The sequence below is a fragment of the Sphingobium sp. LB126 genome (genome assembly GCF_002795205.1).
Classification (GTDB): domain Bacteria; phylum Pseudomonadota; class Alphaproteobacteria; order Sphingomonadales; family Sphingomonadaceae; genus Sphingobium; species Sphingobium chungbukense.
In genome coordinates this window covers 278,015-304,142 of the sequence record NZ_NETV01000002.1, presented here as the reverse complement: position 1 = coordinate 304,142, position 26,128 = coordinate 278,015, and the positions used below count along the sequence as shown (strand labels likewise).

24 protein-coding genes are annotated in these 26,128 nt (G+C 64.4%); 12 read left to right on the top strand and 12 right to left on the bottom strand.

The genetic code is table 11. From position 1 onward, the window contains the following. Positions 1 to 54 precede the first annotated feature (54 nt). The 3 genes from CAF53_RS17625 (at position 55) to CAF53_RS17615 (ending at position 3,587) form a co-directional block, all read left to right on the top strand. Positions 55 to 1,629 carry an AMP-binding protein gene (locus CAF53_RS17625; RefSeq protein WP_100239040.1) on the top strand — a complete coding sequence of 525 codons (1,575 nt, stop codon included), beginning with the start codon at positions 55 to 57 and terminating at the stop codon, positions 1,627 to 1,629. A 63-nt stretch (positions 1,630 to 1,692) separates the two neighbouring features. Continuing rightward, on the top strand, positions 1,693 to 2,619 hold the full coding sequence (locus CAF53_RS17620) for an NmrA family NAD(P)-binding protein (RefSeq protein WP_100239039.1): 927 nt from the start codon (positions 1,693 to 1,695) through the stop codon (positions 2,617 to 2,619). A gap of 2 nt (positions 2,620 to 2,621) precedes the next feature. Then, positions 2,622 to 3,587 (top strand): aldo/keto reductase, encoded by a 966-nt coding sequence (locus CAF53_RS17615; protein ID WP_046763856.1) that lies wholly within the window; start codon positions 2,622 to 2,624, stop codon positions 3,585 to 3,587. A 10-nt stretch (positions 3,588 to 3,597) separates the two neighbouring features. On the opposite strand, the gene CAF53_RS17610 is transcribed toward CAF53_RS17615, so the two are convergent. Next, positions 3,598 to 4,446, bottom strand: coding sequence for a metal-dependent hydrolase (locus CAF53_RS17610; protein ID WP_157801287.1), 849 nt, complete (start codon positions 4,444 to 4,446; stop codon positions 3,598 to 3,600). A 170-nt stretch (positions 4,447 to 4,616) separates the two neighbouring features. On the opposite strand from CAF53_RS17610, the gene CAF53_RS17605 reads away from it, so the two are divergent. Then, positions 4,617 to 5,720, top strand: a complete 1,104-nt coding sequence (locus CAF53_RS17605; protein ID WP_046763855.1) for an epoxide hydrolase family protein — start codon at positions 4,617 to 4,619, stop codon at positions 5,718 to 5,720. Then, entirely contained in the window at positions 5,717 to 6,451 is a 735-nt protein-coding gene (locus tag CAF53_RS17600; RefSeq protein WP_100239037.1) for an enoyl-CoA hydratase-related protein, read from the top strand. The genes CAF53_RS17605 and CAF53_RS17600 overlap by 4 nt, the downstream gene beginning before the upstream one ends. Before the next feature lie 117 nt (positions 6,452 to 6,568). On the opposite strand, the gene CAF53_RS17595 is transcribed toward CAF53_RS17600, so the two are convergent. Then, positions 6,569 to 7,675, bottom strand: coding sequence for an amidohydrolase family protein (locus CAF53_RS17595; RefSeq protein ID WP_100239036.1), 1,107 nt, complete (start codon positions 7,673 to 7,675; stop codon positions 6,569 to 6,571). Positions 7,676 to 7,962: 287 nt separating this feature from the next. Between CAF53_RS17595 and CAF53_RS17590 the strand changes: the two genes are divergently transcribed. Beyond that, positions 7,963 to 8,946, top strand: coding sequence for a TauD/TfdA family dioxygenase (locus CAF53_RS17590; protein WP_100239035.1), 984 nt, complete (start codon positions 7,963 to 7,965; stop codon positions 8,944 to 8,946). A gap of 51 nt (positions 8,947 to 8,997) precedes the next feature. On the opposite strand, the gene CAF53_RS17585 is transcribed toward CAF53_RS17590, so the two are convergent. Then, the gene (locus CAF53_RS17585; RefSeq protein WP_100239537.1) at positions 8,998 to 9,810 is read right to left on the bottom strand and encodes an enoyl-CoA hydratase-related protein; all 813 of its coding nucleotides are present in this window, start codon (positions 9,808 to 9,810) and stop codon (positions 8,998 to 9,000) included. A gap of 93 nt (positions 9,811 to 9,903) precedes the next feature. Between CAF53_RS17585 and CAF53_RS17580 the strand changes: the two genes are divergently transcribed. Next, positions 9,904 to 11,196, top strand: a complete 1,293-nt coding sequence (locus CAF53_RS17580; RefSeq protein WP_232307526.1) for an MFS transporter — start codon at positions 9,904 to 9,906, stop codon at positions 11,194 to 11,196. Between the two features lie 7 nt (positions 11,197 to 11,203). Here CAF53_RS17580 and CAF53_RS17575 read toward each other — a convergent pair whose 3' ends face one another. From CAF53_RS17575 to CAF53_RS17565, 3 genes are all read right to left on the bottom strand, one after another. Continuing rightward, positions 11,204 to 12,109: an acyl-CoA thioesterase domain-containing protein gene (locus tag CAF53_RS17575; protein WP_197707472.1), complete on the bottom strand. Its 906-nt coding sequence runs from the start codon at positions 12,107 to 12,109 to the stop codon at positions 11,204 to 11,206. Further along, positions 12,106 to 13,071 (bottom strand): SDR family NAD(P)-dependent oxidoreductase, encoded by a 966-nt coding sequence (locus CAF53_RS17570; RefSeq protein WP_242443504.1) that lies wholly within the window; start codon positions 13,069 to 13,071, stop codon positions 12,106 to 12,108. Before CAF53_RS17570 ends, CAF53_RS17575 begins: the two co-directional genes overlap by 4 nt. Positions 13,072 to 13,169: 98 nt before the next feature. Further along, entirely contained in the window at positions 13,170 to 13,808 is a 639-nt protein-coding gene (locus tag CAF53_RS17565; RefSeq protein ID WP_100239033.1) for a TetR/AcrR family transcriptional regulator, read from the bottom strand. A gap of 96 nt (positions 13,809 to 13,904) precedes the next feature. Between CAF53_RS17565 and CAF53_RS17560 the strand changes: the two genes are divergently transcribed. Further along, entirely contained in the window at positions 13,905 to 15,647 is a 1,743-nt protein-coding gene (locus CAF53_RS17560; RefSeq protein ID WP_100239032.1) for an amidohydrolase family protein, read from the top strand. A 56-nt stretch (positions 15,648 to 15,703) separates the two neighbouring features. Here the strand turns inward: CAF53_RS17560 and CAF53_RS17555 are convergent, their stop codons facing one another. Further along, the gene (locus CAF53_RS17555) at positions 15,704 to 16,345 is read right to left on the bottom strand and encodes a TetR/AcrR family transcriptional regulator (protein WP_100239031.1); all 642 of its coding nucleotides are present in this window, start codon (positions 16,343 to 16,345) and stop codon (positions 15,704 to 15,706) included. An 84-nt stretch (positions 16,346 to 16,429) separates the two neighbouring features. Here CAF53_RS17555 and CAF53_RS17550 point away from each other — a divergent pair, with 84 nt between their 5' ends. The 3 genes from CAF53_RS17550 to CAF53_RS17540 all read left to right on the top strand — a co-directional run bounded on the left by CAF53_RS17550 (position 16,430) and on the right by CAF53_RS17540 (position 20,001). Next, positions 16,430 to 17,581: a Gfo/Idh/MocA family oxidoreductase gene (locus tag CAF53_RS17550; protein ID WP_100239030.1), complete on the top strand. Its 1,152-nt coding sequence runs from the start codon at positions 16,430 to 16,432 to the stop codon at positions 17,579 to 17,581. A gap of 96 nt (positions 17,582 to 17,677) precedes the next feature. Further along, the gene (locus tag CAF53_RS17545) at positions 17,678 to 18,664 is read left to right on the top strand and encodes a hypothetical protein (protein ID WP_046763846.1); all 987 of its coding nucleotides are present in this window, start codon (positions 17,678 to 17,680) and stop codon (positions 18,662 to 18,664) included. A gap of 143 nt (positions 18,665 to 18,807) precedes the next feature. After that, positions 18,808 to 20,001 carry an acetyl-CoA C-acetyltransferase gene (locus CAF53_RS17540; protein WP_046763845.1) on the top strand — a complete coding sequence of 398 codons (1,194 nt, stop codon included), beginning with the start codon at positions 18,808 to 18,810 and terminating at the stop codon, positions 19,999 to 20,001. A 53-nt stretch (positions 20,002 to 20,054) separates the two neighbouring features. Here CAF53_RS17540 and CAF53_RS17535 read toward each other — a convergent pair whose 3' ends face one another. The 5 genes from CAF53_RS17535 to CAF53_RS17515 are packed head-to-tail and all read right to left on the bottom strand — an operon-like array spanning position 20,055 to position 24,705. Then, positions 20,055 to 21,365, bottom strand: coding sequence for a DUF1214 domain-containing protein (locus CAF53_RS17535; protein WP_100239029.1), 1,311 nt, complete (start codon positions 21,363 to 21,365; stop codon positions 20,055 to 20,057). Positions 21,366 to 21,421: 56 nt separating this feature from the next. Further along, positions 21,422 to 22,189 carry an SDR family NAD(P)-dependent oxidoreductase gene (locus tag CAF53_RS17530; RefSeq protein ID WP_099186874.1) on the bottom strand — a complete coding sequence of 256 codons (768 nt, stop codon included), beginning with the start codon at positions 22,187 to 22,189 and terminating at the stop codon, positions 21,422 to 21,424. A 29-nt stretch (positions 22,190 to 22,218) separates the two neighbouring features. Next, a complete protein-coding gene (locus tag CAF53_RS17525) occupies positions 22,219 to 22,773 on the bottom strand; it encodes a nuclear transport factor 2 family protein (protein ID WP_100239028.1) in 555 nt (184 codons plus the stop codon). Further along, entirely contained in the window at positions 22,770 to 23,900 is a 1,131-nt protein-coding gene (locus tag CAF53_RS17520; protein ID WP_100239027.1) for an NADH:flavin oxidoreductase, read from the bottom strand. Before CAF53_RS17520 ends, CAF53_RS17525 begins: the two co-directional genes overlap by 4 nt. A 1-nt stretch (position 23,901) precedes the next feature. After that, positions 23,902 to 24,705, bottom strand: a complete 804-nt coding sequence (locus tag CAF53_RS17515; RefSeq protein ID WP_046763841.1) for an enoyl-CoA hydratase-related protein — start codon at positions 24,703 to 24,705, stop codon at positions 23,902 to 23,904. Between the two features lie 183 nt (positions 24,706 to 24,888). On the opposite strand from CAF53_RS17515, the gene CAF53_RS17510 reads away from it, so the two are divergent. Then, positions 24,889 to 26,118 carry a CaiB/BaiF CoA-transferase family protein gene (locus tag CAF53_RS17510; RefSeq protein ID WP_100239026.1) on the top strand — a complete coding sequence of 410 codons (1,230 nt, stop codon included), beginning with the start codon at positions 24,889 to 24,891 and terminating at the stop codon, positions 26,116 to 26,118. Positions 26,119 to 26,128 lie beyond the last annotated feature (10 nt).

Sequence of the window (26,128 nt, the reverse complement as noted above, 5' to 3'; positions counted from 1 at the left end):
CCAGGCCATGCTGCAACACGGCATCGGCAACAGAAACCTGATGAAAAGGCGATCATGACGACGACTATTCCCGCCCTCATGCGCAGCGCTGCCGCGCGCCACGGAGACCGCCCGGCCCTGGTTTCGCAGACTGACGGGGCGATCAGCTATCGCGAACTCGACCGCCAGGCCGATCTTGTCGCCAAGGCCCTGATCGCGGACGGCGCCCGGCCGGGCGACCGGGCCGCCATCTGGGCGCCCAATATGTGGGAATGGGTGGCGATCGCCATCGGCATCCAGCGCGCCGCCGGCGTGATGGTGCCGCTCAACACCCGGCTCAAGGGCGGCGAGGTGTCGGACATCGTGCGTCGGGGACAGATCGTCCGCCTGTTTTCCATCGGCAGCTTCCTGGGCCGCTATTATCCGGCCATGCTGAAGGACGAGGCGATGCCCGGCCTGCGCCGCCGCATCGTGTTGCGCGCAGAACCGCAGGAACTGGGCGAAGGCGAAATCCGCTTCGAGGATTTCGTCGCGCTGGCCGCAAACAGCAGCGACGCGCAGCTTGCCGAGCGCGAGGCGATGGTGAAGCCCGACACGCTGGCCGACCTCATGTTCACGTCCGGCACGACCGGAGCGCCCAAGGGCGCGCTGTTCGATCATCGCCGGTCGCTGGGCGGCGGTCAGGCATGGGTCGACATTGCGCGCCAGACGGCGGACGATCGCTATGCCGCCTTCGGCCCCTTCTCGCACAACGCATCCTACAAGGCGGGCTGGGTCGCCTCGCTGATCGCGGGCAGCACGCTCTATTGGCCCGAAGCCTATGATCCTGCGAGCGTGCTCGACCTGGTGGCGAAGAACCGCATCACCGTGATGCCCGCCCCGCCGACCGTGTTCCAGGAAATGCTGGCCTTTCCCAACTGGCGCGACTGGGACATTTCGAGCTGGCGCTTCATGTCGACGGGATCGACCGTCGTGCCGATCGAACTGATGAAGCGGCTCCAGGCCGAAACGCCGATCCAGGAGATCAGCACCGGCTATGGCATGACCGAATGCTGCGGCTCCGCCACGCACACCCGGCCGGGCGATCCGATGGAGCGCATCGCCTATACGGTCGGCACGGCGATCCCCGGCACGGAAATCCGCATCGCCGGACCCGACGGCCATTCCCTTGCCGTGGGCGAGCCGGGCGAAGTGCTGATCCGCGACGACAAGCTGCTGATCGAATATCTCGACAATCCGGAGGCGACCCGCGCCACGCTCGACGCCGATGGCTGGCTGCATTCGGGCGATGTCGGCTGTCTGGATGCGGACGGGTATCTGAAGCTCACCGACCGGCTGAAGGACATGTATATCGTCGGCGGCTTCAACGTCTATCCGGCGGAGATCGAGAAGCAGATGACGGGCCTGCCCGGCATCCACCAGTCCGCCATCATCGGCGTGCCCGACCAGCGGCTGGGCGAAGTGGGCCATGCCTTCATCGTCCGGGCCGCCGGTTCCTCCGTCACGGCGGAGGAAGTGATCGGCTGGGCGAAGGCCAATCTCGCCAATTACAAGATTCCCCGCGGCGTCACCTTCCTGGATGCGCTGCCGATGAATTCGACCGGCAAGGTGATCAAGTTCGCGCTGAAGGAATTGTATAAAGACGCGTGACCGGGAAGAAAACGTGGCGGCGCGGCGCCCGATCCCTCCGGCGACCCTTGAGAGGAGAAGGATGTGACCATCCTGGTGACAGGCGCGACCGGCACGCAGGGCGGCGCCGTGGCGCGGGCGCTGCTGGCGCGAGGCAAGCCGGTACGGGCGTTGGTGCGCGATCCCCATGCGGCCTCCGCTCGCACGCTGGAGCAGGCGGGTGCGATGCTGGCGGTCGGCCGCTTTGAGGATAGCGCCTCGCTGCGGACCGCCCTTTCCGGTGTGGATGCCCTTTTCTCCGTCCAGACCGCTCCCGGCGCCGAGCGCGACGGCGAACGGATGCAGGCACGTGCGCTGATCGATGCGGCGCGCACCGAGAATGTCCGCCATGTCGTGCATAGCTCCGTGTCCAACAGCGGCGCGTTCCGCAGCATGGAAGGTTGGGCGGAGGGCCGCTGGGAACGCAATTATTGGGAGAGCAAGGCAGACGCGGAAGCCATTGTGGGCGATGCGGGCTTTTCCGTTCACACCATTTTGCGCCCCGCCTTCATGATGGACAATTTCGCCATGCCGAAGGCGGCGTGGATGTTCCCCGATCTGGCGCAGGGCGCGATCCGCACCGCCCTTGCGCCCGAAACGCCGATGGTGCTGATCGCCGCCGATGATATTGCGCGCATGGCCTGCGCCGCGTTCGAGGCGCCGCCTGCCTTTGCCGGGCAGATCATCGAATTGGCGGGCGACCTGCTGACCTTGCCGGAAATCGCCGGCGTGCTGGCCACGGTCAAGGGACGGAAGCTCGTCTCTGAAAGCTGGAACGCCGACGCCTTGATTGCCCGTGGCCAGCATGACGGCTGGGTTCGCACGCAGGAGTGGATGAACATCGTCAACTATCCCGCGCGGCCCGAGGAAATGTTGGACTGGGGCATAGAACCCACGAGTTTCACCGATTGGGCGCGACGCCATGCCGACATGATCGACATCGGTGCCCAAGAAGACAATGAGAGGAATTGACGATGCAACGCCGCCCCTTGTCGACGGACATTTCCATCGCGCCCATCATGCTGGGCACGAACATCTTTGGCCTCAACTGCAACGAGGCCGACGCCCACCGCCTCTTGGACCGCTTCGTCGAACGCGGCTTCAACGCGGTCGATACCGCCGATTGCTATCCGCATCACAGCATGACCGGAAAGCCCGGTCCCAACGGCGCGCTGTCGGAGGAGATCATCGGGCGCTGGATCGCAAAGACCGGCCGCCGCGACGCGCTTGCCATTTCCACCAAGGTAGGCGAATGGCAGGCGCGGCGCGGGCTTTCGGCGGCCAATATCGAGGCAGCGGTGGAGGACAGCCTTCGCCGTCTCCAGACCGACCATATCGACGTCTATTTCGCGCATATCGCCGACCCGGACACGCCGCAGGAGGAAACGATGCACGCGTTCGACCGGCTGGTGAAGAGCGGCAAGGTGCGGATATTGGGCGCATCCCATTATCCGGTGCCGCTGCTGGAAGAAGCGCTGACCGTGTCGCGCGACCAGGGCCTTGCGCGCTATGAGGTACTGCAACCCGGCTATAATCTGCATGATCGGGAACCGTTCGAAAGCGTGCTGCTGCCGATCGTCCAGCGCCATGGCATGGGCGTGGTGCCCTATTTCGGCCTGGCCAGCGGATTCCTGTCCGGCAAATATCGCTCGCAGGCCGATCTGGAGGGCCGCATGCGCGGCGGGATGGTCGCCCATTATCTGACGCCGCGCGGGCTCGCCATCCTCGACGCGCTGGACGAGGTGGCGGCGCGGACCGGCGCAACCCCGGCAAAGGTCGCCATCGCCTGGCTGATCGCGCAGCCGGGCGTCACCGCGCCGATCGTCAGCGCGACCAGCATCGCCCAGCTCGACGATCTGCTCGATGCGGCGGATATTGTCCTGTCGGACGAGCATCTCGCCCTGCTCGACCGCGCCAGCGCGCCTCAACCGGCGGCGTAGGGCCTGTCCCTCAGGTCTCCGCCGGTCCCGATTTTTCGAACTGGCGGAGAAAATCGAACAGCCCGGGAGGGGTCGGCTTTTTCCCCGGATCGTACCAGGGCAGCAAATTCTTGAGCAGTTGCGGGAAAAAGACCCTGAGCTGAAAATTGTTGAGCGCCTTGATGTCGCGATCGAGTGCGGCTTGTTCGGCGGGCGTCATGCTCTTCTTGTCCTGCTCGATCAGGTAGGAGAACATGCGGTCCATGAAACCCCGCAAATGAACCATGGCGTAGAGGCAGCCATAGACGCGGTAGAAATAGCCGTTCCAGATCTTGCCCCACAGGCCGCGACTGTAAATCCGGTGATAGATCTGGAAGCAGACCTCCCGATGCTCGAACTCTTCGGCCATATGCCATTTCCAGAACGCCACGGCATTGGCGTCGGCGCCTTCGATCAGCGCATCCATCCGCTCGAACCAGATGCCGCCCTGCACCGCGCCCAGTGATTCGAAGCCATCGGCATAGGCCAGCATGAATTTGAGCGAGCGGTTCTTCAGGAACGCGTCCAGATCGTCGGCCAGCTTCTTCTCGAACTCGGCCAGCCGGGGATAGCCCTGCGCCGCGATCACCTTGTTGAACTTCTGATGCTGGCGGTAATGCTGCGATTCCTGGCCGACGAAGGCGGCCATGTCCTCCCGCAGTTGCTCCGAACCGGCGGGCAGCCGTTCCATCGCGATGTTCAGCACCTTGATCAGCCAGGGTTCGACCGGCGCAGGAATGATCGAGGTCGCGTTCTGGAACTGGGCGAAGGCGATATTGTGCGCCCAATGCGCGCGCACCTTCGAAAAATCGATGCGTGGATAGCGTATGACGATGCCCACTGGCGTCCCCTTCTTCGTTCGGTTCCATACAGGATACGTTATCGTACCACCCGCCTTTTCCCCCGTCATGACCAGCGGGAATCCGATCATGACTGTGATGTATCCATCCGTGGATATTCGGGCGCGGAACAGAGCGATTATGAATCGGCGGATCATTGAGGAGAGGCCCTTTGACCCCTACCCCCTTCCGCATCGACGTGCCGCAGCCCGTGCTCGATCGTATCCAACATAGGCTGGCGGACAGTCGCATCGGCTATATGCCCGACGATCCCGACCAGTGGAAATACGGCATGGATGCGCGCTATCTGGCCGAGCTGGTCGATTATTGGCGCACCACATATGACTGGCGCCGGGAGGAGGAGAAGCTCAACCGCTGGCCTCAGTTCATGGCGGAGATCGACGGCATCCCCATTCATTTCCATCATGTGCGGGGCAGCGATCCGCACAAGCCGCCGATCCTGCTGACGCATGGATGGCCGGGATCGGTGGTGGAGTTCCAGAAGGCGATCCCGCTGCTGGTGGAGGCGGGATTTTCCGTCGTCGTCCCATCGCTGCCCGGCTATGGCTGGTCGGGCCGTCCGCCGCGGCCGATCGGCCCGGCCCGCGTCGCCGCCTTGTGGCGCGTCTTGATGGTGGACGTGCTGGGCTATCCGCGCTTCTTCGCGCAGGGGGGCGACTGGGGATCGGCGGTGACGACGCAATTGGGCATCAGCCATGCCGATGTCGTGGCGGCGATCCATCTCAATTTCTTCATGGCGCCGCCGCCGGATGCCCATGCGGACGCGGAACTGCTCGACTATTGGGCGCAGGTCCGCGCGGTGATGGAGGTGGAAAGCGGCTATCATCACGAACAGGCCACCAAACCGCAGACGATCGGCCTTGCGCTGCACGACAATCCGGTCGGCTGGGCGGCCTGGGTGGTCGAGAAATTCTGGCGATGGGGCGACACCAAGGGCGATATAGAGAGCCGGTTCGACAAGGATCATCTGATCACCAATCTCATGTCCTATCTGGTCACCGACACTGTCATGTCGTCGATCTGGATGTATTACGGCCTGAATGGCGACACGTTGGCGGCTGGCCCGGTGCCGGTTCCCACCGCGCTCGCCCATTTCCCCGGCGAATTTTATCCCATGCCCAGCCGCGCGCTGGCCGAACGCCAATATAATGTGGTGCGGATGACGAAGATGGACGCGGGCGGGCATTTCGCGGCGATGGAGGAACCCCAGGCATTCGCCCGCGATGTCATCGCCTTTTTCGAGAGCCGGATATGAACGACATACTGCTCGCCGAGGAAGCCGGCGAAGGCATATTGCTGCTGACGATGAACCGCCCGGCACAGCGCAATGCGATCGATCTCGCCCTGCTCGACGCCATGAACGACGCCTTCGACGCCTTCACCCGCGACGACCGCTGGCGGGTGGGCGTGTTGACGGGCGCACCGCCGGCCTTCTGCGCCGGACTGGACCTCAAGACCTTCTCGGCCCCCGATGCGCCGCGCCACAGCGTGACGGCCCTGATCCAGCGTGTTCCGCATCTCGGCAAGCCCATGATCGCCGCCGTCGGCGGTGCCGCCTATACCGGCGGCCTTGAACTGGCGCTGGGTTGCGACTTCATCCTGGCCAGCGAAAATGCCCGATTTGCCGATACCCATGCGAAAATCGGCGCACTTTCAGGTAGCGGCATGGGCGCGCGCCTGCCCCGCGCCGTGGGCGCTCGCTTCGCCCGCCAGATGATATTGAGCTGCCAGCCGATCGATGCCGCCACCGCTTTGCGCGTGGGCCTGGTGAACGAGCTTCTGCGGGCTGAGGAACTGCTGCCGAGAGCCATGGAAATTGCCGCAGCGATCGCCGCGCACGATCCCGGTCTCATCCGCATGTCCAAGAGCGTCGTCGATCGCGGAACGGAAGGCACGCTGGCCGATGCGCTGGCGATCGAGACGGAGACGCTGCAACAGCGCAAGGCCATGGGCGCGATGACATGGGGCAACGGGACGCCCGCCTGAACGAACCAGGCCCGCATCCGCCGACGAACAATGAAAAAAGGGGGAGCGAACCGCCGGTCCGCTCCCCCTTCCCTTACCCCCTCGCCCGGCCGCCACCCCACGACCGGGCCGCCCCGATCAGATACCCCAGACCTGGGCTGCCGTTTCGCCCAGCACCTTGCGTGCGGACGTCTCGCCGACCGTGTCGAAGATGCGCTTCATGATGGCGTCGCTGTTGCCCATCACGCCTTCGGGATGCGGATAGTCGGTCGACCACATCACCCGTCCGTCGCCGATGCGCGCGATATTCTCCATCGCCACATCATCTTCCATGAAGGTGGTGTAGCAGTGATTGTGCCAGTACCAGCTCGGCTTCTGCGCCAGCTTCGGCCGCAATTCGCTCGCATAGTCGCGCGCGACCTTGTCGGCATTTTCCAGCGTGCCGGGCACCCAGCTCGCGCCGCCCTCCGTGAACACCACGCGAAGGCCAGGGAAGCGGTCGAACACGCCCGAGAAGACAAGCTGCCCGAACAGGCCGGTGAACGGCATCAGATTGGCATTCAGGTTCGCGCCCAATGAGCCCCGGCCGCTATATTGCAGGTAGGCGCCGATATGGAAGGAGACGGGAAAGCCGCTTTCCTGGATCGCTTCCCAGAGCGGGTCCATGTCCTTGCTGTTGTAACGCACGCCCTTCGGATTGACGGGAATGTCGATCGCCTTGTAGCCGAGCTGCTTCAGCTTCTGGAGATAATCCTTCGTCCGTTCCGGCCACAGGAAGGTGGGCAGCAGCGCGACGGGGAACAGCCGGTCGGGCGCCGCCTCCTTCCATTCGGCGGCCCATTCGTTGCAGACGTCGACGCAGCGGAACCAGAAATCCTTGTCCGCCATGCGAATCAGGCTGTTCAAACGGCCATGATAGATGATCGCGGCATCGATACCCTCCGCATCCATGTCGGCCAGGCGCTGCTGGACATCCCAATAGCCTTCGCGCCCTTCGGGGAAGGTCGGCGGCAGGCCGGGAACGTCGTAATTCTGACCGTCCACCTCAAGGTGGAAACCGGTTTCGTCCTTCCAATAGCGGGGCGCGCGATCCTTGTCCGCGCCCTTGAGCCGGCTTTCCCACAGACCCGGCTCTTCCATCAGGTGATCGTCGCTGGAAATAACGCGCATGCCGGCGGGCCTCTCCCACGAACGGGCCGGCATGATGCGGTCCTTGGGCCACGGGGTCGCGGTGAAACTGTTCATTCTTTTCCATTCCTTCTTGGGGATATCGTCCGACACGAGGCTGCCGTCCGCGACCCCCGTCTTGACGGCCCTTATAGCATGGCCGAAGGAATAGGCGCCGGTATGGGCATGTTCCGGGCGATGTCATCAGATTTCTGATGAGTTGCCGGAAGTGCATTCAAGATCATTGTTCAATGATCCTGAATGGTTTTTTTGAAATTTGCCCGATTATGGAGATAATGGATAAGGTTTAGCATGGCCCCATTGGTCCGCCGTCATGGCCCGACCGCATGTTCAAGGAGAGAGTGATGCTGAAAGATCATGAGGTTCGGGAGAAGGCGGGATTGAAAGTCCGCTCGCTCAGCCCCGGTTTCGGCGCGGAGATCATCGGCGCCGATCTCTCGCGCCCGCTGGACGATGCCACCGCCGACGCCATTCGCGACATATGGATCGAGGCCGGGCTGCTGCTGTTCCGCGATCCCCATGCCGATGACGAAGCGCAAATGCGGCTGAGCCGCCTGTTTGGCGAGATGGAGCCGGCGGCCACGGCGGACATGAACGATCCCAACAACCAGTTCATGATGACGCTGAAATATGACCCGACGGACGACAAACCCCGGTTCCAGACCGATTATCATTTCGGCGGCCATGACCGGGCAGGCTATATTCCCTGGCACTGGGACCAGAGCTTCATGCCGACCATCGTGCGCGGCGCGGTGCTTCGTATGGAGCAACCGGCAACGCAGCTTGGCCGGACCGGGTTCATCGATGCGATCGAGGCCTATGAACGGCTGTCGCCCCAGATGAAGGAGAAGATCGACGGCATGGAGGTCGTCTATCATTTCGTGACGGACTTCCTGCAATGCCGATATGGTGTGCCCGCCGATCTGAAAGCCTTGCCTCGCGAGACGCCTTCGGGCGGGGTGAAGTACGACTTCCCGCCCGTCGTCCACCCGATGGTCATCACCCAGCGGGAGACCGGCCGCAAGGCACTGAAGATCTCGCCACTACAGGCACAGTATATTCTGGACATGGACCGCGCGGAAAGCGATGCATTGCTGGCCGAACTGGCGGCACATCTGACCGATGAGCGCCATGCCTATTTCCACGACTGGCAGAAGAACGACATGCTGGTGTGGGACAATTGGCGGATGATCCATCATGCCGAGGGCGTGCCGCTGGATGTGTCGCGCAGCGCCCGCCGCACCACGATCATGGGCGATTATGCGGTGGGCCGCTATCTCGACCCGGCGCTCGACCGCAACCGCGCGGTCAAGCGGATCGTCGACTGAAATCGGGAAAGCACCTCGTCACCGCCTTCGGGCCGTGGGGGGTGCTTCAGCCTACCGGCCCAAAAAGCGCGGTGACCGCTTGTCCATGAAAGCGGCGGTCGCCTCGCTATAATCCTCGGTCATCGTGCCCAATATCTGCGTACGGTTCTCCGCCTGGATCGCGGCGTCATAGCTGTTGGCGTCCAGATTGGCCCACATCAACGCCTTGGTATGGGCGACCGAATAGGGACTGTTCGCCAATACGGAGCGCGCATAGGCGACGGCGTCGTCGATCAGCGATTGCGGATCGGACAGCGAGTGCACGAGACCGATGCGCTCGGCTTCCTCCGCCTCGATCGCGCGGCCGGTCAACAATATGTCGAAGGCGCGCGCCGCGCCGATCATGCGCGGCAGCAGATAGGAAATGCCGCTCTCGCCGCCGGTCAGCCCGATTCGCACCGCCGCCACCAGAAATTTCGCGGCTGGCGTCGCGATCCGCACATCGGCGCTGAGCGCGATTGCCATGCCAGCGCCGACCGCAGGCCCATTGACGGCCGCCACCACCAATTTCGGCATGGACCGGATGCGCCCGCCCATGCCGGCGAACTGCTGTTGCCAGTGCAGCTTCTCGACCACGCCGCTGTTGCCAGCCTGGTTGCGCTGGTTGGATGCCGCGAGGTCCTGCCCGGAGCAGAATCCGCGCCCGGCGCCGGTGATGATGACAGCCCGGCAGGAGGGATCGGCCGCCAGCTCGTCCAGCAGCCCATTGAAGCGCGCGACCGTCTCCCGAAGCAAGGCGTTCAGCCGCGCCGGGCGATTGAGCGTCACCAGCACGATCCCCTCGCCGCCCGCAAACCGTTCGACGACAATATCCTCTTCGGTCATCATCTTCTCCCCAACGTTGCGGCAAAGGTTCCGCCGCCGCCGCCACGCTGGCAAGCCACAGCCATGGTCTCTACACATATGCGTAGAAATAGGATGCGACTGTTCCCGTCGCCCGCTTTGGCGCAGAAATGGGCCATGACCCCGCACCATGACGACGCCGCCGACACATCCCAATTGCGCCTCATCGCTCAGGAATGGCGGCGCGCCTGGCGCCCCGGAGTCGCGGCGCTCTTTGCCGGATCGCTGGGCTATTCCCTCTATTCGGCGGTATCCAGCCTGTTCGTCGAACCGCTGCAACAACAATTCGGCTGGTCTCGCGGTGACATCGCCTTCGTCCACAGCTTCGGCCTGATCATCGCCTTCATCGCGCCCGTCATCGGCCGGATGACGGACCGTTACGGCGTCAGGCCGATCCTGTCGGCGGGCCTGCTGCTGACCGCCATCGGTTATGGCCTGCTCGCCTCCATGGGCGGATCGCTCGGCTATTTCTACGCGGTGCATTTCGGTTTTGCGCTCGTCGGCATGGCGACGACCGGCATCACCGTCACACGCATCCTGAGCGGCGCGTTCGAGCGGACGCGCGGAACCGCGCTGGCGATCGGCCGATCGGGTCTGGCGGTTGCCGGCGCGCTGATGCCGATGGCGCTCTATCCGATCATCCTGCGCTTCGGGTCGGCGGGCGGCTATCTGCTGCTGGCCACCTTCATCCTGTTGATCGCGCTGCCCCTCATCTGGTTCTGGGTTCCCTCACGCACTGCGGAATTGCGGTCCGGACGTACCGCGCTCCCCCGCGCCGACAGCGCGCTCTCACTGCTCGCCAACGGCAAGGTGCGCATCCTGATCGCCGCGTCCGTCCTCAACTATGTGCCTGTCGTGGCGCTGCTCTCCCAGATGAAGCCGCTTGGCGTGGAAAAGGGGCTGGACGCCGTCGCCGCCGTGGGCGCGGTATCGGTGATGGGCGTGGCCGCCGCCATGGGGGCACTGCTCAGCGGCATATTGGTCGATCGCTTCTGGGCGCCCGCCGTCGCCTTCATCCTCAATTTCGCGCCGGCGATCGGTTGCCTCCTGTTGCTCCAGCATGATGTGCCGCCCGCGCTTTTCTATGGCGCGGTGCTGATGATCGGTCTCGGCCAGGGGGCGGAGATCGACATCGTCGCCTTCATGATCGCCCGCTATTTCGGGCTGCGCAGCTATGCCACCATCTACAGCCTGTCGACGCTGGGCATCGCGCTGGGCGTCGCGGTCGGCGCCAGTCTGATCGGCATGGCCTATGATCATTTCGGCAGTTACGATATCGCCCTGCTGGCATGCTCAGGCAGCTTCTTCCTCGCCGCATTATTTTACCTGATGATGGGACGCTATCCGGAAGGGGGCCAACCCGACTGAGCCATCCTCAGGCCCTTATGCGGCGCATCAGGCATTCCTGCGCGGTCGAGGCGATCAGGCGGCCATCCCGGTCGAAAATCCGCCCCGTTGTGAGGCCCAGGCCATTGCCCGCCGAGGGGCTGGACGTATCGTGCAGCATCCAATCCTCGCAGCGGGCAGGGCGGTGGAACCACATCGCATGATCCATGCTGGTGATCAGGAATTCGCCGCTGTTGGTGGGCAGGAAGTGCGGGATCGCCGCCGCACCGGCCAGCCAATAGTCGCTGGCGAAGGCGAGCAGACATTGCTGCAACCGGCTGTCCTCGACGGCGGCGGCGTCCGACTGACGGAACCAGAAGGATCGCGCCGCTTCGGTCGGCCGTGCCAGGAAATATTCTTCAGGCGCGATCGGCCGCATCTCGATGGCCAGGGCGGCGGCGAAATTATGCGTCACCGCCTGCTCCAGTTCGGCCACCCGCTCTCGCACGAAATGCTGGATGGGCGCGACAAGTTCCGGCGGCGGAACGGCGGGCATCGGCGCATTCTGATGGACGAACCCCTCCTCCGGCGCGTGGAATTCGGCCATCATCGTAAAGATCGCCTGCCCATCCTGACAGGCGGTGATCTGACGGTTGGCGAAGCGGCGGCTGTCGCGCAGACGCACCACCTGATAGTCGATCGGTCGATCCGTGCGCCCGGCGGCCAGGAAATAGGCGTGGAACGAGCTGGCGGGCAGCGCCTCCACCGTCTTCATCCCCGAAAGGAGAGCCTGCGCCAGCAATCGCCCGCCGAACACCGACCCGAGATGATTACGCGCCCCGGCCGATCCGGTGAACCGATCCGGCCCCGCCTGCGTCACATCGAGTATGTCGGAAATCGGATCCCGCGTCGGCATGGGGCCGTCGTCATGAAGCGGTCCGTCCGCTACGATCATGCATCGAGCCCCAGGGCGCGCCGCGCCGCCAGCACCGTATCCATCTCGTCGAGACCGCTCAGCGGCACGTCATAGTCGGCGCGGTCGTCGATCTGGCTGATATGGGCGGCGATGTCGTCACAGCTCGGCGCGTCCGGACCAGGACTGTACCACCCCCGCGTCAGACCGACGAACAGCCGCGAATATTTGCCGCCCAGCACCGAATACATATGCTGGGAGGAATCGCAGTCCCGGCTGGCCATATAACAGGCCAGGGCGGCGACGAATTCCGGCTTCATCCCCTCGATGAAATGACGGGTCCGCGCGCCCGCCGCCTTCAGGAACGCGATGTCGGGGCGCTGCTCGATCGGGGTGCCGCCCAGCCGCCCGCCCTGCGCATTGGGAAAGAGCGTGTTGACGGCGATCCCCGCCGGCGCCTCCTGCGCGATGACGTTCATCAGGCCGATCAGCGCCGTCTTGGCGGCCCCGTAATTGGCACGATAAGGATTGCCGAACACGCCGGATTGCGAACCGACCAGCACGATCCGGCCATAGCCCTGTTCCGTCATGGCGCGATAGGCGGGCTGGCATATGTTGAACGCGCCTTTCACATGGACCGCGAGGACGGATTCGACATCCTCTTCGCTCAGCGCGCCGAAAGCGCCGTTCCGTTGATTGCCGGCATTGGAGATGACGATGTCGACCCGGCCGAAGGCGGCCAGCGCGGCATCGATCACGGCCTGTCCTCCGGCCTGCGTCGCGACCGTGTCGTAATTGGCGACGGCCCGCGCGCCCAGGCCCCTGAGCTCTTCCACGACGGCGTCGGCATAGCCGGTCGAACCGCCCTGCCCGGTCGGGTCTCCCCCCAGGTCATTGGCGATCACGGCGGCGCCTCTGCGCGCCAGTTCCCGGCAGAAGGCCGAACCGAGCGCGCCGCCCGCCCCCGTCACCACAGCCACCTGCCCGTTGAAATCGATCGCCATCAGCCACTCCTTTTGGGAGCCGACCATGGCGGCGCCACCGCCTCCCGCCAAGCCGGGGAACAGAATTTCGGCCATGTGATGAATGGCGGCGGCGGCGCTCAAACCTGCTTGGGCGCGCTCGCCTTGAAAAGCAGCCGCGCCAGCACGCTTTCCTCGACGTCCGCGTCCGGCCCACCTTCGGGAAAGAACCAGTCGCCCAGCAGGACCGATCCCGCCAGCATGCCGAAGCCATAGCGGACCATCAGTTCCGGCGGCACGTCGAATTCCAGCCCCGCCTCCTCATATTGCGAGCGGACGCGGCCAACGGCACGCGTGAAATAGTCGTCCAGCCCATGAATGGCCGCGGAATCCACATCCCCCCTCGACTTGACCATCGCCAGCAACAGATCGGCATGGTCGCGCAGGAAGGGATAAAGCGCCTGGACGAAACGCATGCTGCGTTCCTCACGGTCGGGCGGCAGCGTGTCGCTATAGGTCAGGAACTCGCGGAAACGGGCGTTGAAGGGCTCGGTCACCGCTTCGGTGAACAGCGCTTCCTTGCTGCCGAAATTGTTGAAGATCAGCGGCTCGGCCACCTCGGCGCGGGCGGCGATATGGCGCGTAGTGGCGCCGGCAAAGCCGCGCTCCGCGAAGATGGCGCGGGCAGCGTCAAGGATGAGCGCGCGGATTTCCGCCGTGGACCGCCGCGCGCGACGGGGGGTGGCAACAGCCTGGGGCCGGTCGGAAATGTCATGCATGCGTCACTACCCCATTGTCCTGTCTTCGCCGATGCTATAAATAGCACATACTATTTATCTACGCGATTCCGTTGCGGCGATTCTGAAAGGAGAGGCATGAGCAGTCAATTCGATGTGGTGATCCGCGGCGGAACGATCGTGGATGGCACCGGAGCCCAGCCCTATGTCGCGGATGTCGGCGTGAAGGATGGCGTCATCGCGCAGATCGGAACGATCGACGCGTCGGCAGCCGAGGAAATCGACGCGCGCGGCCTGACGGTCACGCCGGGCTTCGTCGATGTCCACACCCATTATGACGGCCAGATCACCTGGGAAAGCCGCATGGCCCCTTCGTCCAATCATGGCGTCACCACCGTGGTCATGGGCAATTGCGGCGTCGGCTTCGCGCCGGTGCGGGACGGCGATCATCAATTGATGATCAAGCTGATGGAGGGGGTCGAGGATATTCCCGAAGTCGTCATGGCCGAAGGCGTGCCGTTCAACTGGAACAGCTTCCCCGACTATCTCGATGCGCTGGACCAGCGCGTGTCCGACGTCGATTTCGCCGCGCAAATCCCGCACAGCCCGCTGCGCGTCTTCGTCATGGGCGAGCGCGGCGCCAATCTGGAACCGCCGACGCTGGAGGATCTGGTCGAAATGCGCCGCTGCGTCAGCGAGGCGGTGAAGGCCGGCGCGCTGGGCGTCGCCAGTTCGCGCAACCTGTTCCACCGTTTCCGTTCCGGCGAACTCGCGCCGTCGGTCACGACGGAACTGGACGAGGTGCTGGCGCTGGCCGAGGGTCTCAAGGATGCGGGCGCGGGCACGTTCCAATGCAACCCCAATCTCGACAATGGCGCCGAGGTGGAACTGAAGATCTTCCGCACCATCGCCGAGCAGGCGGGGGTTCCCGTGACCTTCAGCCTGATCGCCATGCCGACGCGCCCGGAAAATTGGGGCCGCTATGTCGAAGGCGTTCGCCAGGCGGCGGCCGACGGCCTCACCATCCGCTGCCAGTTCATGCCGCGTCCGATGGGCGTCATGTACGGGCTGGAACTCAGCTACCACCCCTTCTCCCTCAACCCCAGCTTCCGCCCGCTGGCCAAGCTGCCGCTGGAGGAAAAAGTGGCGCGGATGCGCGATCCGGAACTGCGTGCCCGCCTGATCGCCGAGGAACCGGACGATCCGAACCCCGCCTTCGTCGGACTGATCAAATCGATCAGCGCGCTGTACCGCATCGGTGATCCGGCCGATTATAATTTCGCGGCCGAGGACAGCATCCAGGCGGAAGCCGCGCGCCGCGGCGTCGATCCGCGTGAAATGATCTACGACGCGCTGCTGGAGGATGAAGGCCGGGCGATCCTTTGTTCCTATTCGTCCGACGTGCCCGAATATCTCGCCCAAAGCCGCGACCTCATCGGGCAGGACAATATGATCGTCGCGCTGGGCGATGGCGGGGCGCATTACGGCATGATCTGCGACGCGGCCTATACCACCTATCTGCTGACCGGGCGGCTGGGCCGGGACGGTCTGGACCTGCCCACCGCGATCAAGGCGCTGACCAGCCAGCCCGCCAACTCCGTGGGGCTTCGCGATCGCGGCGTGCTGGGCGTGGGGTACAAGGCGGACATCAACGTCCTCGACATCCCCAACATGATCCTGCACCGGCCGCAGGTGATCGCGGACCTGCCGGCGGGCGGCAAGCGCCTGTCGCAAAAGTCGAAGGGCTATGTCGCGACCCTCGTCAGCGGCGCCGTGACCTACCGCAACGGCGAAGCGACCGACGCGCTGCCGGGCCGCCTGGTGCGCGGCGTCCGTGGCGCTCCGGCAACCGCGCAGGCCAGGCAGCATGAAGTCGCCTGATAGGGCGTGTCCGCGCGGATAAGGGGCGCGCGGGCCTCCTGAAGACCGGCACGGTCCTATCCGTGCCGGTCTTTTTCATGGCGGAACAGGGGCCGCAGCAATGCGACCGCCGAAGCGATCCGTTTCCCCGATTCCTCTTCGGAACATTGCAGCAGGCCGTCATGACCACCGGTCACGAGGGCGCCGAACTGCCGCGCGAGCAAGGCGGGGTCATGGCTCGATAGCCGCCCCTCCCGCGCCATGGCTTCCAGCCACGCGACCAGCGGTGACGCCACATCGCGGCTTTCCAGCAAGATCTGCCCCGCCAGTTCGGGAAAGCGCCGCGCCTCGAAAATGACCAGGCGCAGGAAACGGTCGGCGGCGGGATCGGCGGTCGCTTCGGCAATCGCGACGGCAAAGTCGGCCAGTACCGCCTCCGGCTCCCGCCCCTCTGTCGCGACCGCTGCGAAACGATAGGCCGGGACGCGGCAGGCATAGCTGCAAATCGCCCGAAACAGCGCCGGCTTGTCGGGATAACGGGCGTAGAGCGTCGTCTTGCTGATGCGCGCCCGGCGCGCCACCTCCGCCATCGTGACGCCCGCAAAGCCATGGTGTTCGAACAGTGCCGCGGCGACCTCCATGACGGCCTGCTCACGCGCCAGGGTTTCGTCCGCTGTAGGGCGTCCCCGTCGTCGTGGCGCCTGGCGCGCAATGATCATATTCCTGATCCCCTTCCCGCTTGCACGGGCTTCTTTTTAATTGGACACATAGGTTCAATTAAATCGGGATGAAGGTGCAAGGCAATGGCGGATACGCTCAAGGTGGGGATCATCAGCGCCAACTGGAGCCTCAAGGTCCATGGCGCGGCCTGGCGACGGATCGAGGGCGTGGAAGTCGCCGCCATCTGCACCTCCCGCCAGGAAACGGCGGAACGGGCCGCGCGGGAATATGACATTCCCAAAGCCTATTGGAACCATGAGGAGATGTCGGCCGACCCCGACCTGCACATCATCGATGTCGGCACGCGGCCATCCTTCCGCTTCCCCATGGTCATGGCGGCGCTGAAGAACGGCAAGCATGTCTATGACGCGCTGCCCTTCGCGGTCAGCCTGTCCGATGCCGAAGCGATGCGCGACGCGCAGCGGGCCGCCGGCGTCGTCGGCGTCGTGGACGCGCAATTCCGCTGGTCGCCCCATGCGCAGAAGATGAAGCGCATGATCGATGACGGGTTCATCGGCCGCCCGTTGGGTTTCAATGTCCAGCTCATGCTGCCGCTGATCGTCGCCAACGACAAGCCCTATGCCTATTGCGCCTATTCGGAACATACCGACCCCTATTATTGGCTGGCGGAAAAGAGCAGCGGCGGCAGCGCCTGGCGCAATTTCGCCACTCATTCGCTGCTGTTCCTGACGCATCTGATCGGGCCGGTGGCGGAGGCGACCGGCATGCTGACGACCGGCGTGCCCGAATGGTTCCTGCCCAATGGCGAAGTGCTGCGGCCCGAGACGCACGATCTGGGCAGCGCGGTGCTGCGCATGGAAAATGGCGCGATCGGCAGCCTGCAAGCGGGCTGGTGCGTGCCCGACACCGAAGGCTGGCGGGTGGAGGTCTGGGGCGACAGGGGCCGTTTGCTGCTGGTCGACGACAGCTTCGGCAATTTCCCCTCGGCAAAGCTCTATGCCAGCGATGCGCGGTTGCTGACCTATGGCCAGCGCACCTGCGAAGAGGTGACCGTGAACGACCATTATGCCGTTCCCGGCGTCGCGGGCGCCACGGCGGAGCCGCGTCCTTTCGCCGCGATGGACTGGATGTTCCGGCATATGGTCGATGCCATTCGCAACGGGACGGAAGGATCGCCCAGCTTCACCGAGGCGGCGGCGGTGCATCGGGTGGTCGAAGCGGTCGAGCGCGCCGATGCCGAAAGGCGCTGGATCGCGATGAAGGACATGGGCTGATCGGCGCGATTTCGACGAGCGGCGGCAAGGCCCGATCGATCCCATAAACGAAATGGTCCACCGGTCCCGTCAGGGATGTTTGCAGGAAGAGAATAGATGCTGAGAGTGCATAAGCGCATCGATGTCACGGCGGCAGCGCCGGAATTGGGGGACAAGGTCGAGATGGCCGTGACCCTGACCTTGCCCGATCCGTCCGCCATGCCGGACCAGCCCATCGCGATCTTCGCCTGTCCGGGCGGCGGATATTCACGCCATTATTTCATGATGCGGTTCGAGGGCCATGAAAATTATGACGAGGCTGTCTGGCAGGCTGTCCAAGGCCTGATCCACATCGCCATCGACCATGTCGGCGTCGGCGAAAGCAGCATTCCCGACCTGTCCAGGATCGATTTCCAGACGATGGCGGCAACCCATGATGCCTGCGTGAGACAGATTGCCGCCGCCCTGCGCGACGGCACGGCGGCGGAGGGCTTTCCGGCCTTGTCCTCGCTCTTCCTGGTGGGGATGGGGCAGTCGATGGGCGGCGGCGTCACCATATTGACGCAGGGCCGGTTCGCCACATTCGACGCGATCGCGCCTTTCGGCGTCAGCGCGATCCACACCGCCCTGCCCCAGCGCGACAAGGCGGCCTTCGAACATGGGATGCGCCGCTTCGACAAGGTCGCCACCGGACAGGTCAAAAGCCATCTGGAACAGGACCATGAGGGCGTCGACTATGTTTATCCCTTCCATTGGGAGGATGTTCCCGCCGACATATTGGAAGAGGATATGAAGGGCGGATACCCGATCCGGCAGACCACGCCGCTGTTCGGCAGCCTCACCATCCCGAACTGCGCGGTGCAGATGATGCTTCCCGGCGTCTTTGCCGAAGATGCCGCCCGCGTCACCGTGCCGGTCCTGATCGGCGATGGCGAACGCGATACCTGTCCGGAACCTTATCGCGAGCCGGCGGCCTATTCCGCTTCCCCCGACGTCTCCCTCTTCATCGTGCCGCGCATGGCGCACATGCATAATTTCGCGTCCACGCGCGAGACATTGTGGAGACGCCTGCACGACTGGTCGCGCATGATCGCCATATCCTGACTGGGGCGATTGTCGACACAAAGGAAACGCAAGACGGCACGGGCCGGCCGCCGGTCATCAGAATCATGATGCTTGGCGGCCCCCGCTCCCCCTTATGAAGGGCATCCCTGTATGGCAGCGGGATAACCGGTCAGAGGTCCATCATGCGTACTGCCTACATCGTTTCCCCCGTCCGCACGCCCGTCGGCAAATATCTGGGCTCGCTGGCCGATATGCCCGCCGAGCGGCTGGCCGAAGCCGTCATCCGCGCCGTCGTGACACGCAGCGGCATCGACCCGGGGGCGATCGACGATGTCATCCTCGCCCAGAGTTACGCCAATGGCGAAGCGCCCAGCATCGGCCGCTGGGCGGCGCTGGCCGCCGACCTGCCGCTGGAGGTGCCGGGCATGCAGCTCGACCGCCGCTGCGCCGGCGGTCTGACGGCGGTAGCGACGGCCGCCGCCATGGTGCAAGGCGGCATGGCCGACGTGATCATCGCCGGCGGCGCCGAAAGCATGAGCAATGTCGAATATTATACGAACGGCATGCGCAAGGGGATGCGGGCCGGCAACAGCATGCTGTACGACCGGCTCGACCGCCAGCGCGAGCGATCCCAGCCGGAGGAACGATTCGGCAGGATTTCCGGCATGATCGAGACGGCCGAAAATGTCGCCCGCGACTATGAAATCTCCCGCGCCGATGCCGATGCCTATGCCGCGCGCAGTCATCAGCGCGCCGCCGCCGCCTGGGAAGCCGGCCTGTTCGCGGACGAACTGGTGCCGGTCACGGTCAAGACCCGCAAGGGCGAAATGATCGTGGACAGGGATGAAGGCATCCGCGCCGATGCGACCGCCGAAATCATGGGCGCGTTGCGGCCGATCATCAAGGATGGCGTCGTCACTGCGGGCAATGCCAGCCAGCAGAATGACGCCGCCGCCGCCTGCCTGGTGGTGTCCGAAGAGAAATTGAAGGAACTGGACCTGACGCCCATCGGCCGCTTCGTGGGCTATGCGGTTGCCGGATGCCATCCCGGCGTCATGGGCATCGGCCCCGTGCCCGCGGTGGAAAAGCTGTTCCGCCAGACCGGCCTGGGCTGGAAGGACATCGACCTTGTCGAACTGAACGAAGCCTTCGCCGCGCAGGTTCTGGGCGTGCTCAAGGGCTGGGACTGGAACGATCCGGCCAAGCTCAACGTCAATGGCGGCGGCATCTCGCTGGGCCATCCGATCGCCGCGACCGGGGCGCGCATTCTCGCCTCCATGCTGCACGAAATGCAGCGGCGTGGCGCGCGCTACGGCCTCGAAACCATGTGCGTCGGCGGTGGCCAGGGCGCGGCGGCGATCTTCGAACGCGCCTGACGTTGCGAGCGGTTCCGGCGTCCCCTTTGCACCAGGGAACGCCGGAACGGATTCTACCAGCGCCGCCGCATCTGAAGCCCCAGATTGCGCTTGCGCAGCGCGGCTTCGCGCTCAGCCGGAGTCACCCGTCGCGTGTCGGCGGGAAGATGTTCGGCGATGTCGGCGAAGGGCACCTTCCTGATCGTGGGCATCGGATAGCTGTCCGCGCCGTGCCAGCGACCGACCAGCATGCCGCGCGTGTGCCCGCCGCTATCGAGCCAGTTGGCGACGCCCGGGTCTTCCAACGCAATCACGGTGCGGAACTTCCCGTCGCTGTCGATCTGCGCCTGCATCGCGTTGAGGCTGCTCTGGCGATAACCGAACTCGATCTGGTTCCAGAGTTCGTCGTTAAGCTGCACATTCCAATATTTGCAGTTCTTGGGCAATTCCGTCTCGATGATCAGCGCCTCGCCCGGCTGATAGTCATAGATGCACCGGAAATATTTTTGCGGCCATTCGCCGCTGTTTCCCAGATCTTCAAAGCCCGACAATTCCATGACGTTCAAACCAAGATCATGGATGACCTTGTTCTGATAGCCGATGCAGATGCGCGAAAAACGCTCGACGAACCCGCCCATGATGGCGTCGAGCCGCGCCGCGATCTGTTCCTGCGTCAGCCGGGGCTTCAGCGGCGGCTTGTCCAGCCGCTCGATCGCGAACCGGGCATCCACGTCGACGCCCCAATCATAGGCGAACTGGCGGATCATGATGTCGCCCGCCTGAGGATCAAGATAACGCCAGTCGCCGGTCCAGTCCTTGGGCCGCTCGGTGCTGAATATCACCTCGAAATAGCCGTCCTTGTCCAGCGTCAGGCCGTCGGCATCATAATTGTTGAAGCCGGGCTTGGGGTCTTGCGTACCGAACATGCCGCGACCGACGGCGAAACCCATCACCTTGTTGGTGCCGCGATAGCCGCTGACCTTGTAGACGCCGTCGCCGCTGACCGGCGCGATATGGTAAATGGCGTCGGGATTGGGTTGCAGCAGGAAGATGCTGTTCTCGAACGGCATCCAGTCGGGATGTTCGGGTGTCGACTGGAAATACCAGACATAGGATTGCGCGATGTTCATCACCAATTGGCGATAGAGTTCGGCGCGAATCTGGTCGTCCTCCGGAAATCCGGTCATGGCGTTGAGGGCCCCTGCCGGCTTCAGCAGGTCGACATAGGCGCTCCAGTCCTTGAGCGCGGCTGCGGGTGCGGCACCGCTGTTCATGACTGCGCCCGACGCGGATGCCGGCAGCAGGCCGCCGACCATCGTCCAGAGCGCGGTGCCCAGCAACCTCCGGCGCGACAACGTAAAATCGTTCGCATCCTCATCCGACACTCTCCTTCTCCATATCGTCCATTCCTCAGCCCAAGGGCACACCCGCCAGCCTGACGTCAGCTTCCGTGCCTGCGTCCGCCGGACACCTCGATCCCGCGCCCGGTGATCATCGATGCCTCGTCGCTGGACAGGAACAGCACCGCATTGGCGATTTCGCGCGGATCGACCGCGCGGCGGATCACCTGGTTTTCGCCTGCGATCTCCGCCTGTTCCTCGGCCGTGAACATGGATGCGATCTGCGGCGTGGCGGTCAGCCCCGGAAGCACGCTGTTCACGCGGATATTGTCGTCCGCATAGGCGCAACTCGCATGATGGCTGAGATGGATCACCCCCGCCTTCGCCGCCGCATAGGAACAGGGCGCGGACGGCGTGTAGAGCCGCGCGGCCATGGATGCGGTATTGACGATGGTGCCACCGCCATTCGCCTTCATCACCGGGATTTCATATTTCATCGCCAGGAAGGTGCTGGTCAGCGAAATGCTGATCGTCCAGTTCCAATCCTCCAGGCTCATCTCCTCGATGCTGCCGGGGCGGGACATGCCGATATTGTTGAAGGCGTGGGCGATGGGACCATGCGCCTCGTTGGCGGCGGCGATCGCGGCCTTCACCGATGCCTCGTCCGTGGCGTCGGTGGCGACGAACAGGGCGGTGCCGCCCTTGGCCCGGATGGCGTCGCGCACGGCTTCGCCCCTGGCCGGGTCCAGCTCGGCAATCGCCACCTTCGCACCTTCCTCGGCAAAGGCATGCGCCGTCGCTTCACCAATGCCCGATCCGGCGCCGGTGATGAAAACCGATCGCCCCTCGAAACGCCGCCTGTCACCCATCTTCTCTCTCCTGATGATATCAATCTCGATTAATGCGACGGCTGGTCTGTCAGGCGGCTGATCTCATGGCCGTCCACCTCCGCCCAGAAGGGCGCCCAGCTATCGAAATCCTGCGGTAGGTCGGGCGGATTGTCGTGCCCGGCCCAGCCGGTGAAGGGCGCCACCGGCCGTTCCTGCCAGTCGGCCGAATACCAGTGCTTTTCCCGCCGCCGGACGAAAAACCACTCGCCATCCCGCCGTTCATAAGTATCGAAATAGGCGATCGCCATGACCACCCATTTGCCGTCATCCTCATGCTCGGCGCGGCAATAGACCACGCCATGCGCATGATCGGCATCGTCGAATTCGACCCGGTGCCCGCAGATCTGGTGGATGGACCGATAGAAAGTCCTGACCGCGGGCGTGATGATGGACTTGAGTACATCGCGCCCGCTGCCGCGCCGCCCGCAATAGACGTCAGGGATGAACAGATCGACCCAGGCGTCCATATCCCGGCTGTCCACCGCGATCGCGTAACGGATCGGAAGCTGCTGGATCGCCGCCAGCGATTCCAGCCGGTCGATCCGCGCCTCCAGTTCGTTCATGCCAGCCGCTCCAGATTGGCGGGGTCGAACGGCAGGAAGGGTTCGTCCCGCTTCGCCTTGCCGAACCAGTCCGGATCGTTGAGGATCGCCCGGCCGACGCCGACCAGATCGAACTCGCCCTTTTCGAACCGCTCGATCAGCAGCGGCAGATTGTTCACCGACTGCTGGCTGTCGTCGATATGCCTGGCCTTGCCCTTGGCCTTGTCCAGCGCGACGCCGCCCACGGTCATGGACGCCTTGCCCGTCAGCTTCTTCGCCCAGCCCGCCAGATTGAGCGGCGATCCGTCGAAGATCGGCGTGTCGAAATAGCGCTGGCTGGCATCGAACAGGTCGACCCCCGCATCGGCCAGCGGCCCGAGCAATGCGCCAAGGCCATCCGGCGTATCCGCCAGCATGGCGCGGTAATCCTGCATCTTGAATTGGGAGAAGCGCAGCACGATCGGCATATCCTCGCCGATCTCCGCCCGGATCGCCTTCACCACCGCCACGCCGAAGGCGGCGCGTTCGCCCCATCGGTCTTCGCGCCGGTTGGTATAATCCCACAGGAAACTGTCGATCAGATAGCCATGCGCGCCGTGGATGGCGATGCCGTCCACGCCCAGCGCCACCGCGTTGCGCGCCGCCTGGCGGTAGGCGGCGATGACGTCGGCAATATCGCTTTCGCTCATCGGCGGCACAGGCGCCAGGCTCTCCACCCGTCCCTCCTCGCGGAAGGAGATGATGCCGTCCGGCGGACCCCAGATGCCCGACGGCCGCATCGGATTGCCGGTGCCGGTGCCGGCATATTCGACATTCCACATCGGCCCCTGATGCCAGAGCTGGGGAATGATCCTCCCGCCCGCGTCATGCACGGCATCGACCAGCTTGCGCCAGCCCGCCAGCGCCTCGACCCCGTCGATGCGCGGTATGTCCGGATGGTCGGCCGCGGCATAATGGGGCAGCGCCACGCCTTCCGTCAGGATCGCGCCCAGGCCCGTTGCGGCGCGGCGGCCATAATAGCTCGCCACCTCCTCGGTCGGCACGCCCAGTGGCGAGCGGTAACGGGTCATCGGCGCCATCACCACCCGGTTCGGCAGTGTCAGGCCGCGCAGGGCGAAGGGGCTGAGCAGAGGATCGATCAGGCTCATGTCATTCCCCCTTGAACAGGGGTTTGCGCTTCTCGATGAAGGCGGCCCGCTTTTCGGCGGTGTCGGCGGTCGACTGACTCATGAAGATGGCGCGATTCTCCATTTCGATCGCCGCCTCCAGGCTGGGCGCGTCGACATTGAACTGGAGCGAGCTTTTGGTGAGGGCGATGCCGATCGGGCTGTTGACCATCACCGCCTCCGCCAGCTTGAGCGCCTCTTCCATCAGCGCGTCATCCTCGACGCAGCGCAGGACAAGGCCGATCCGTTCGGCTTCCTCCGCCATCACCGGGCGGCCCGTCAGCATCAGCTCGGCGGCGCGCTGCAATCCGACAAGGCGCGGCAGCAGGTAGGAAAAGCCCATTTCATGGCCCGTCCCCGCATTGTGGAAGGCGTTGACGAACTTGGCGGAACGCGCCGCGATGGTCATGTCGGCGGCGATCGCGATCGGATAGCCCGCGCCCGCCGTCACGCCGTTCACCGCGCAGATCACCGGCTGCGGCAGGGCGCGCATCAGCAGCGGAATCTGGCCCAGCTTGGCCATGACGCGCTGCTGGAACTGCGCCTTGCCCAGCCCCTCGGGCACCCAATCGGGCTTGCCCGCGCCGCGAATGTCATGACCCGCGCAGAAGCCCCGCCCCGCGCCGGTCAGCAGGACGACCCGCACATCATGATCGTAGCGTACGGCCTCCAGATGGCCGATCAACTCGGCATACATGGCATAGGTCAGTGAATTGAGCGCATCGGGCCGGTTCAGCGTCAGTCGGCAGACGCCCTCGACCGGCATGTCGCGCAAGATGTCGCCCATCTGGCTCCCGTCCTTTTCTTTCATTCCGCGTGGTTGTGGACCATAGTCGACCAAAAGACGGGGGTCGCGGAACCCCTGACAGCGTCCCGCGCAGAGCATATCATGGTTGTGAACAGGCGTGCCCCGATCTTGTCATCATGCCCGCCGATGGCATGGGAACAGGGTATTTCAGCAAGGTGATCCATGGCCAGACTGCCCCTTGAACAGATCCGCGTGCTTGACCTGACCCGCGTGCTGGCGGGCCCGTTCGGATCGCAGGTGCTGGCCGACATGGGCGCCGATGTGATCAAGATCGAACGGCCGGTCGTGGGCGACGACGCCCGCATCTTCGGCGAGCCCTATCTGCGCGATGCGGAGGGCAGGCCGACGCGGGAAAACGCCTTCTACATGTCGGTCAACCGCAACAAGCGATCGGTCGCGCTCAACATCGCCAGCGCCAGGGGGCAGGAACTGATCCGCGAACTGGTCAAGTCCTGCGACGTGGTGATGGAAAATTACAAGGTTGGCGACCTCAAGCGCTATGGCCTCGACTATGAAAGCCTGAAGGCCGTCAATCCCCGCATCATCTACTGCTCCGTCACCGGCTATGGGCAGGACGGGCCGCTGGCGACCAAGCCCGGCTATGACGCCGTCTTCCAGGGCGAATGCGGCCTGATGAGCGTGACCGGCGTGCCGGAGGGCAAGCCGGGCGCGGGGCCGATGAAGGTCGGCCCCAGCATCATCGACCTCTTCACCGGGCTGAACGTCGCCAATGCCATATTGGCCGCCCTCTATCATCGCGACGCGAATGGCGGGGAGGGTCAGTATATCGACGTCGCCCTGCTCGACTGCGGCGTGGCGGCGCTGTCCCATTATGCGCAAATCTACCTGACGTCGGGCGAAGTGCCGGTCCGGCGGGGCACACAGGGCAATGGCGGCATGCCGACCAGCATGTTCCCGTGCAACGATGGCGCGATCATGATCACGTCGGGCAATGACAAGCAATATATCGCGCTGTGCGATGCGGTCGGCCATCCTGAATTGAAGGACGATCCGCGCTTCTACACCAATGTCGAACGGGTGAAGAATCGCGACGAGATCACCGAGGTGTTCGACGCGATCTTCCAGACGAACAGCGTCGATTATTGGCTGGAGAAGCTCGGGGCGGCCGGCATTCCAAGCGGTCCGATCAACGATCTGGAACAGGTGTTCGCCTATCCGCAGGCAGTGCACCGGGGCCTGCGCGTGCGCGCGCCGCATCCGCTGAAGCCGGACCTCGACCTGATCCGCAGCCCGCTGAACTTCTCCGAAACGCCGATCACCGACTATCGCGCCCCGCCGATGCTGGGGGAACATACGCGCGACGTGCTGGCGCAGGAATTGGGGCTGGACGCGGCGGCGCTCGACGGGCTGGCCGAAGACGGGATCATCTGAAACGAATGGC

What these genes read in the sequence shown, in the direction of transcription:
- CAF53_RS17515 (WP_046763841.1), bottom strand. Translation starts at nt 24,705, where the DNA reads ATGGGCGACATCTTGCGCGACATGCCGGTCGAGGGCGTCTGCCGACTG.
- CAF53_RS17550 (WP_100239030.1), top strand. Translation starts at nt 16,430, where the DNA reads ATGGCGGATACGCTCAAGGTGGGGATCATCAGCGCCAACTGGAGCCTC.
- CAF53_RS17590 (WP_100239035.1), top strand. Translation starts at nt 7,963, where the DNA reads ATGCTGAAAGATCATGAGGTTCGGGAGAAGGCGGGATTGAAAGTCCGC.
- CAF53_RS17525 (WP_100239028.1), bottom strand. Translation starts at nt 22,773, where the DNA reads ATGAACGAACTGGAGGCGCGGATCGACCGGCTGGAATCGCTGGCGGCG.
- CAF53_RS17565 (WP_100239033.1), bottom strand. Translation starts at nt 13,808, where the DNA reads ATGCATGACATTTCCGACCGGCCCCAGGCTGTTGCCACCCCCCGTCGC.
- CAF53_RS17615 (WP_046763856.1), top strand. Translation starts at nt 2,622, where the DNA reads ATGCAACGCCGCCCCTTGTCGACGGACATTTCCATCGCGCCCATCATG.
- CAF53_RS17570 (WP_242443504.1), bottom strand. Translation starts at nt 13,071, where the DNA reads ATGGCGATCGATTTCAACGGGCAGGTGGCTGTGGTGACGGGGGCGGGC.
- CAF53_RS17600 (WP_100239037.1), top strand. Translation starts at nt 5,717, where the DNA reads ATGAACGACATACTGCTCGCCGAGGAAGCCGGCGAAGGCATATTGCTG.
- CAF53_RS17520 (WP_100239027.1), bottom strand. Translation starts at nt 23,900, where the DNA reads ATGAGCCTGATCGATCCTCTGCTCAGCCCCTTCGCCCTGCGCGGCCTG.
- CAF53_RS17575 (WP_197707472.1), bottom strand. Translation starts at nt 12,109, where the DNA reads ATGATCGTAGCGGACGGACCGCTTCATGACGACGGCCCCATGCCGACG.
- CAF53_RS17540 (WP_046763845.1), top strand. Translation starts at nt 18,808, where the DNA reads ATGCGTACTGCCTACATCGTTTCCCCCGTCCGCACGCCCGTCGGCAAA.
- CAF53_RS17625 (WP_100239040.1), top strand. Translation starts at nt 55, where the DNA reads ATGACGACGACTATTCCCGCCCTCATGCGCAGCGCTGCCGCGCGCCAC.
- CAF53_RS17545 (WP_046763846.1), top strand. Translation starts at nt 17,678, where the DNA reads ATGCTGAGAGTGCATAAGCGCATCGATGTCACGGCGGCAGCGCCGGAA.
- CAF53_RS17580 (WP_232307526.1), top strand. Translation starts at nt 9,904, where the DNA reads ATGCGACTGTTCCCGTCGCCCGCTTTGGCGCAGAAATGGGCCATGACC.
- CAF53_RS17585 (WP_100239537.1), bottom strand. Translation starts at nt 9,810, where the DNA reads ATGACCGAAGAGGATATTGTCGTCGAACGGTTTGCGGGCGGCGAGGGG.
- CAF53_RS17555 (WP_100239031.1), bottom strand. Translation starts at nt 16,345, where the DNA reads ATGATCATTGCGCGCCAGGCGCCACGACGACGGGGACGCCCTACAGCG.
- CAF53_RS17560 (WP_100239032.1), top strand. Translation starts at nt 13,905, where the DNA reads ATGAGCAGTCAATTCGATGTGGTGATCCGCGGCGGAACGATCGTGGAT.
- CAF53_RS17510 (WP_100239026.1), top strand. Translation starts at nt 24,889, where the DNA reads ATGGCCAGACTGCCCCTTGAACAGATCCGCGTGCTTGACCTGACCCGC.
- CAF53_RS17595 (WP_100239036.1), bottom strand. Translation starts at nt 7,675, where the DNA reads ATGAACAGTTTCACCGCGACCCCGTGGCCCAAGGACCGCATCATGCCG.
- CAF53_RS17530 (WP_099186874.1), bottom strand. Translation starts at nt 22,189, where the DNA reads ATGGGTGACAGGCGGCGTTTCGAGGGGCGATCGGTTTTCATCACCGGC.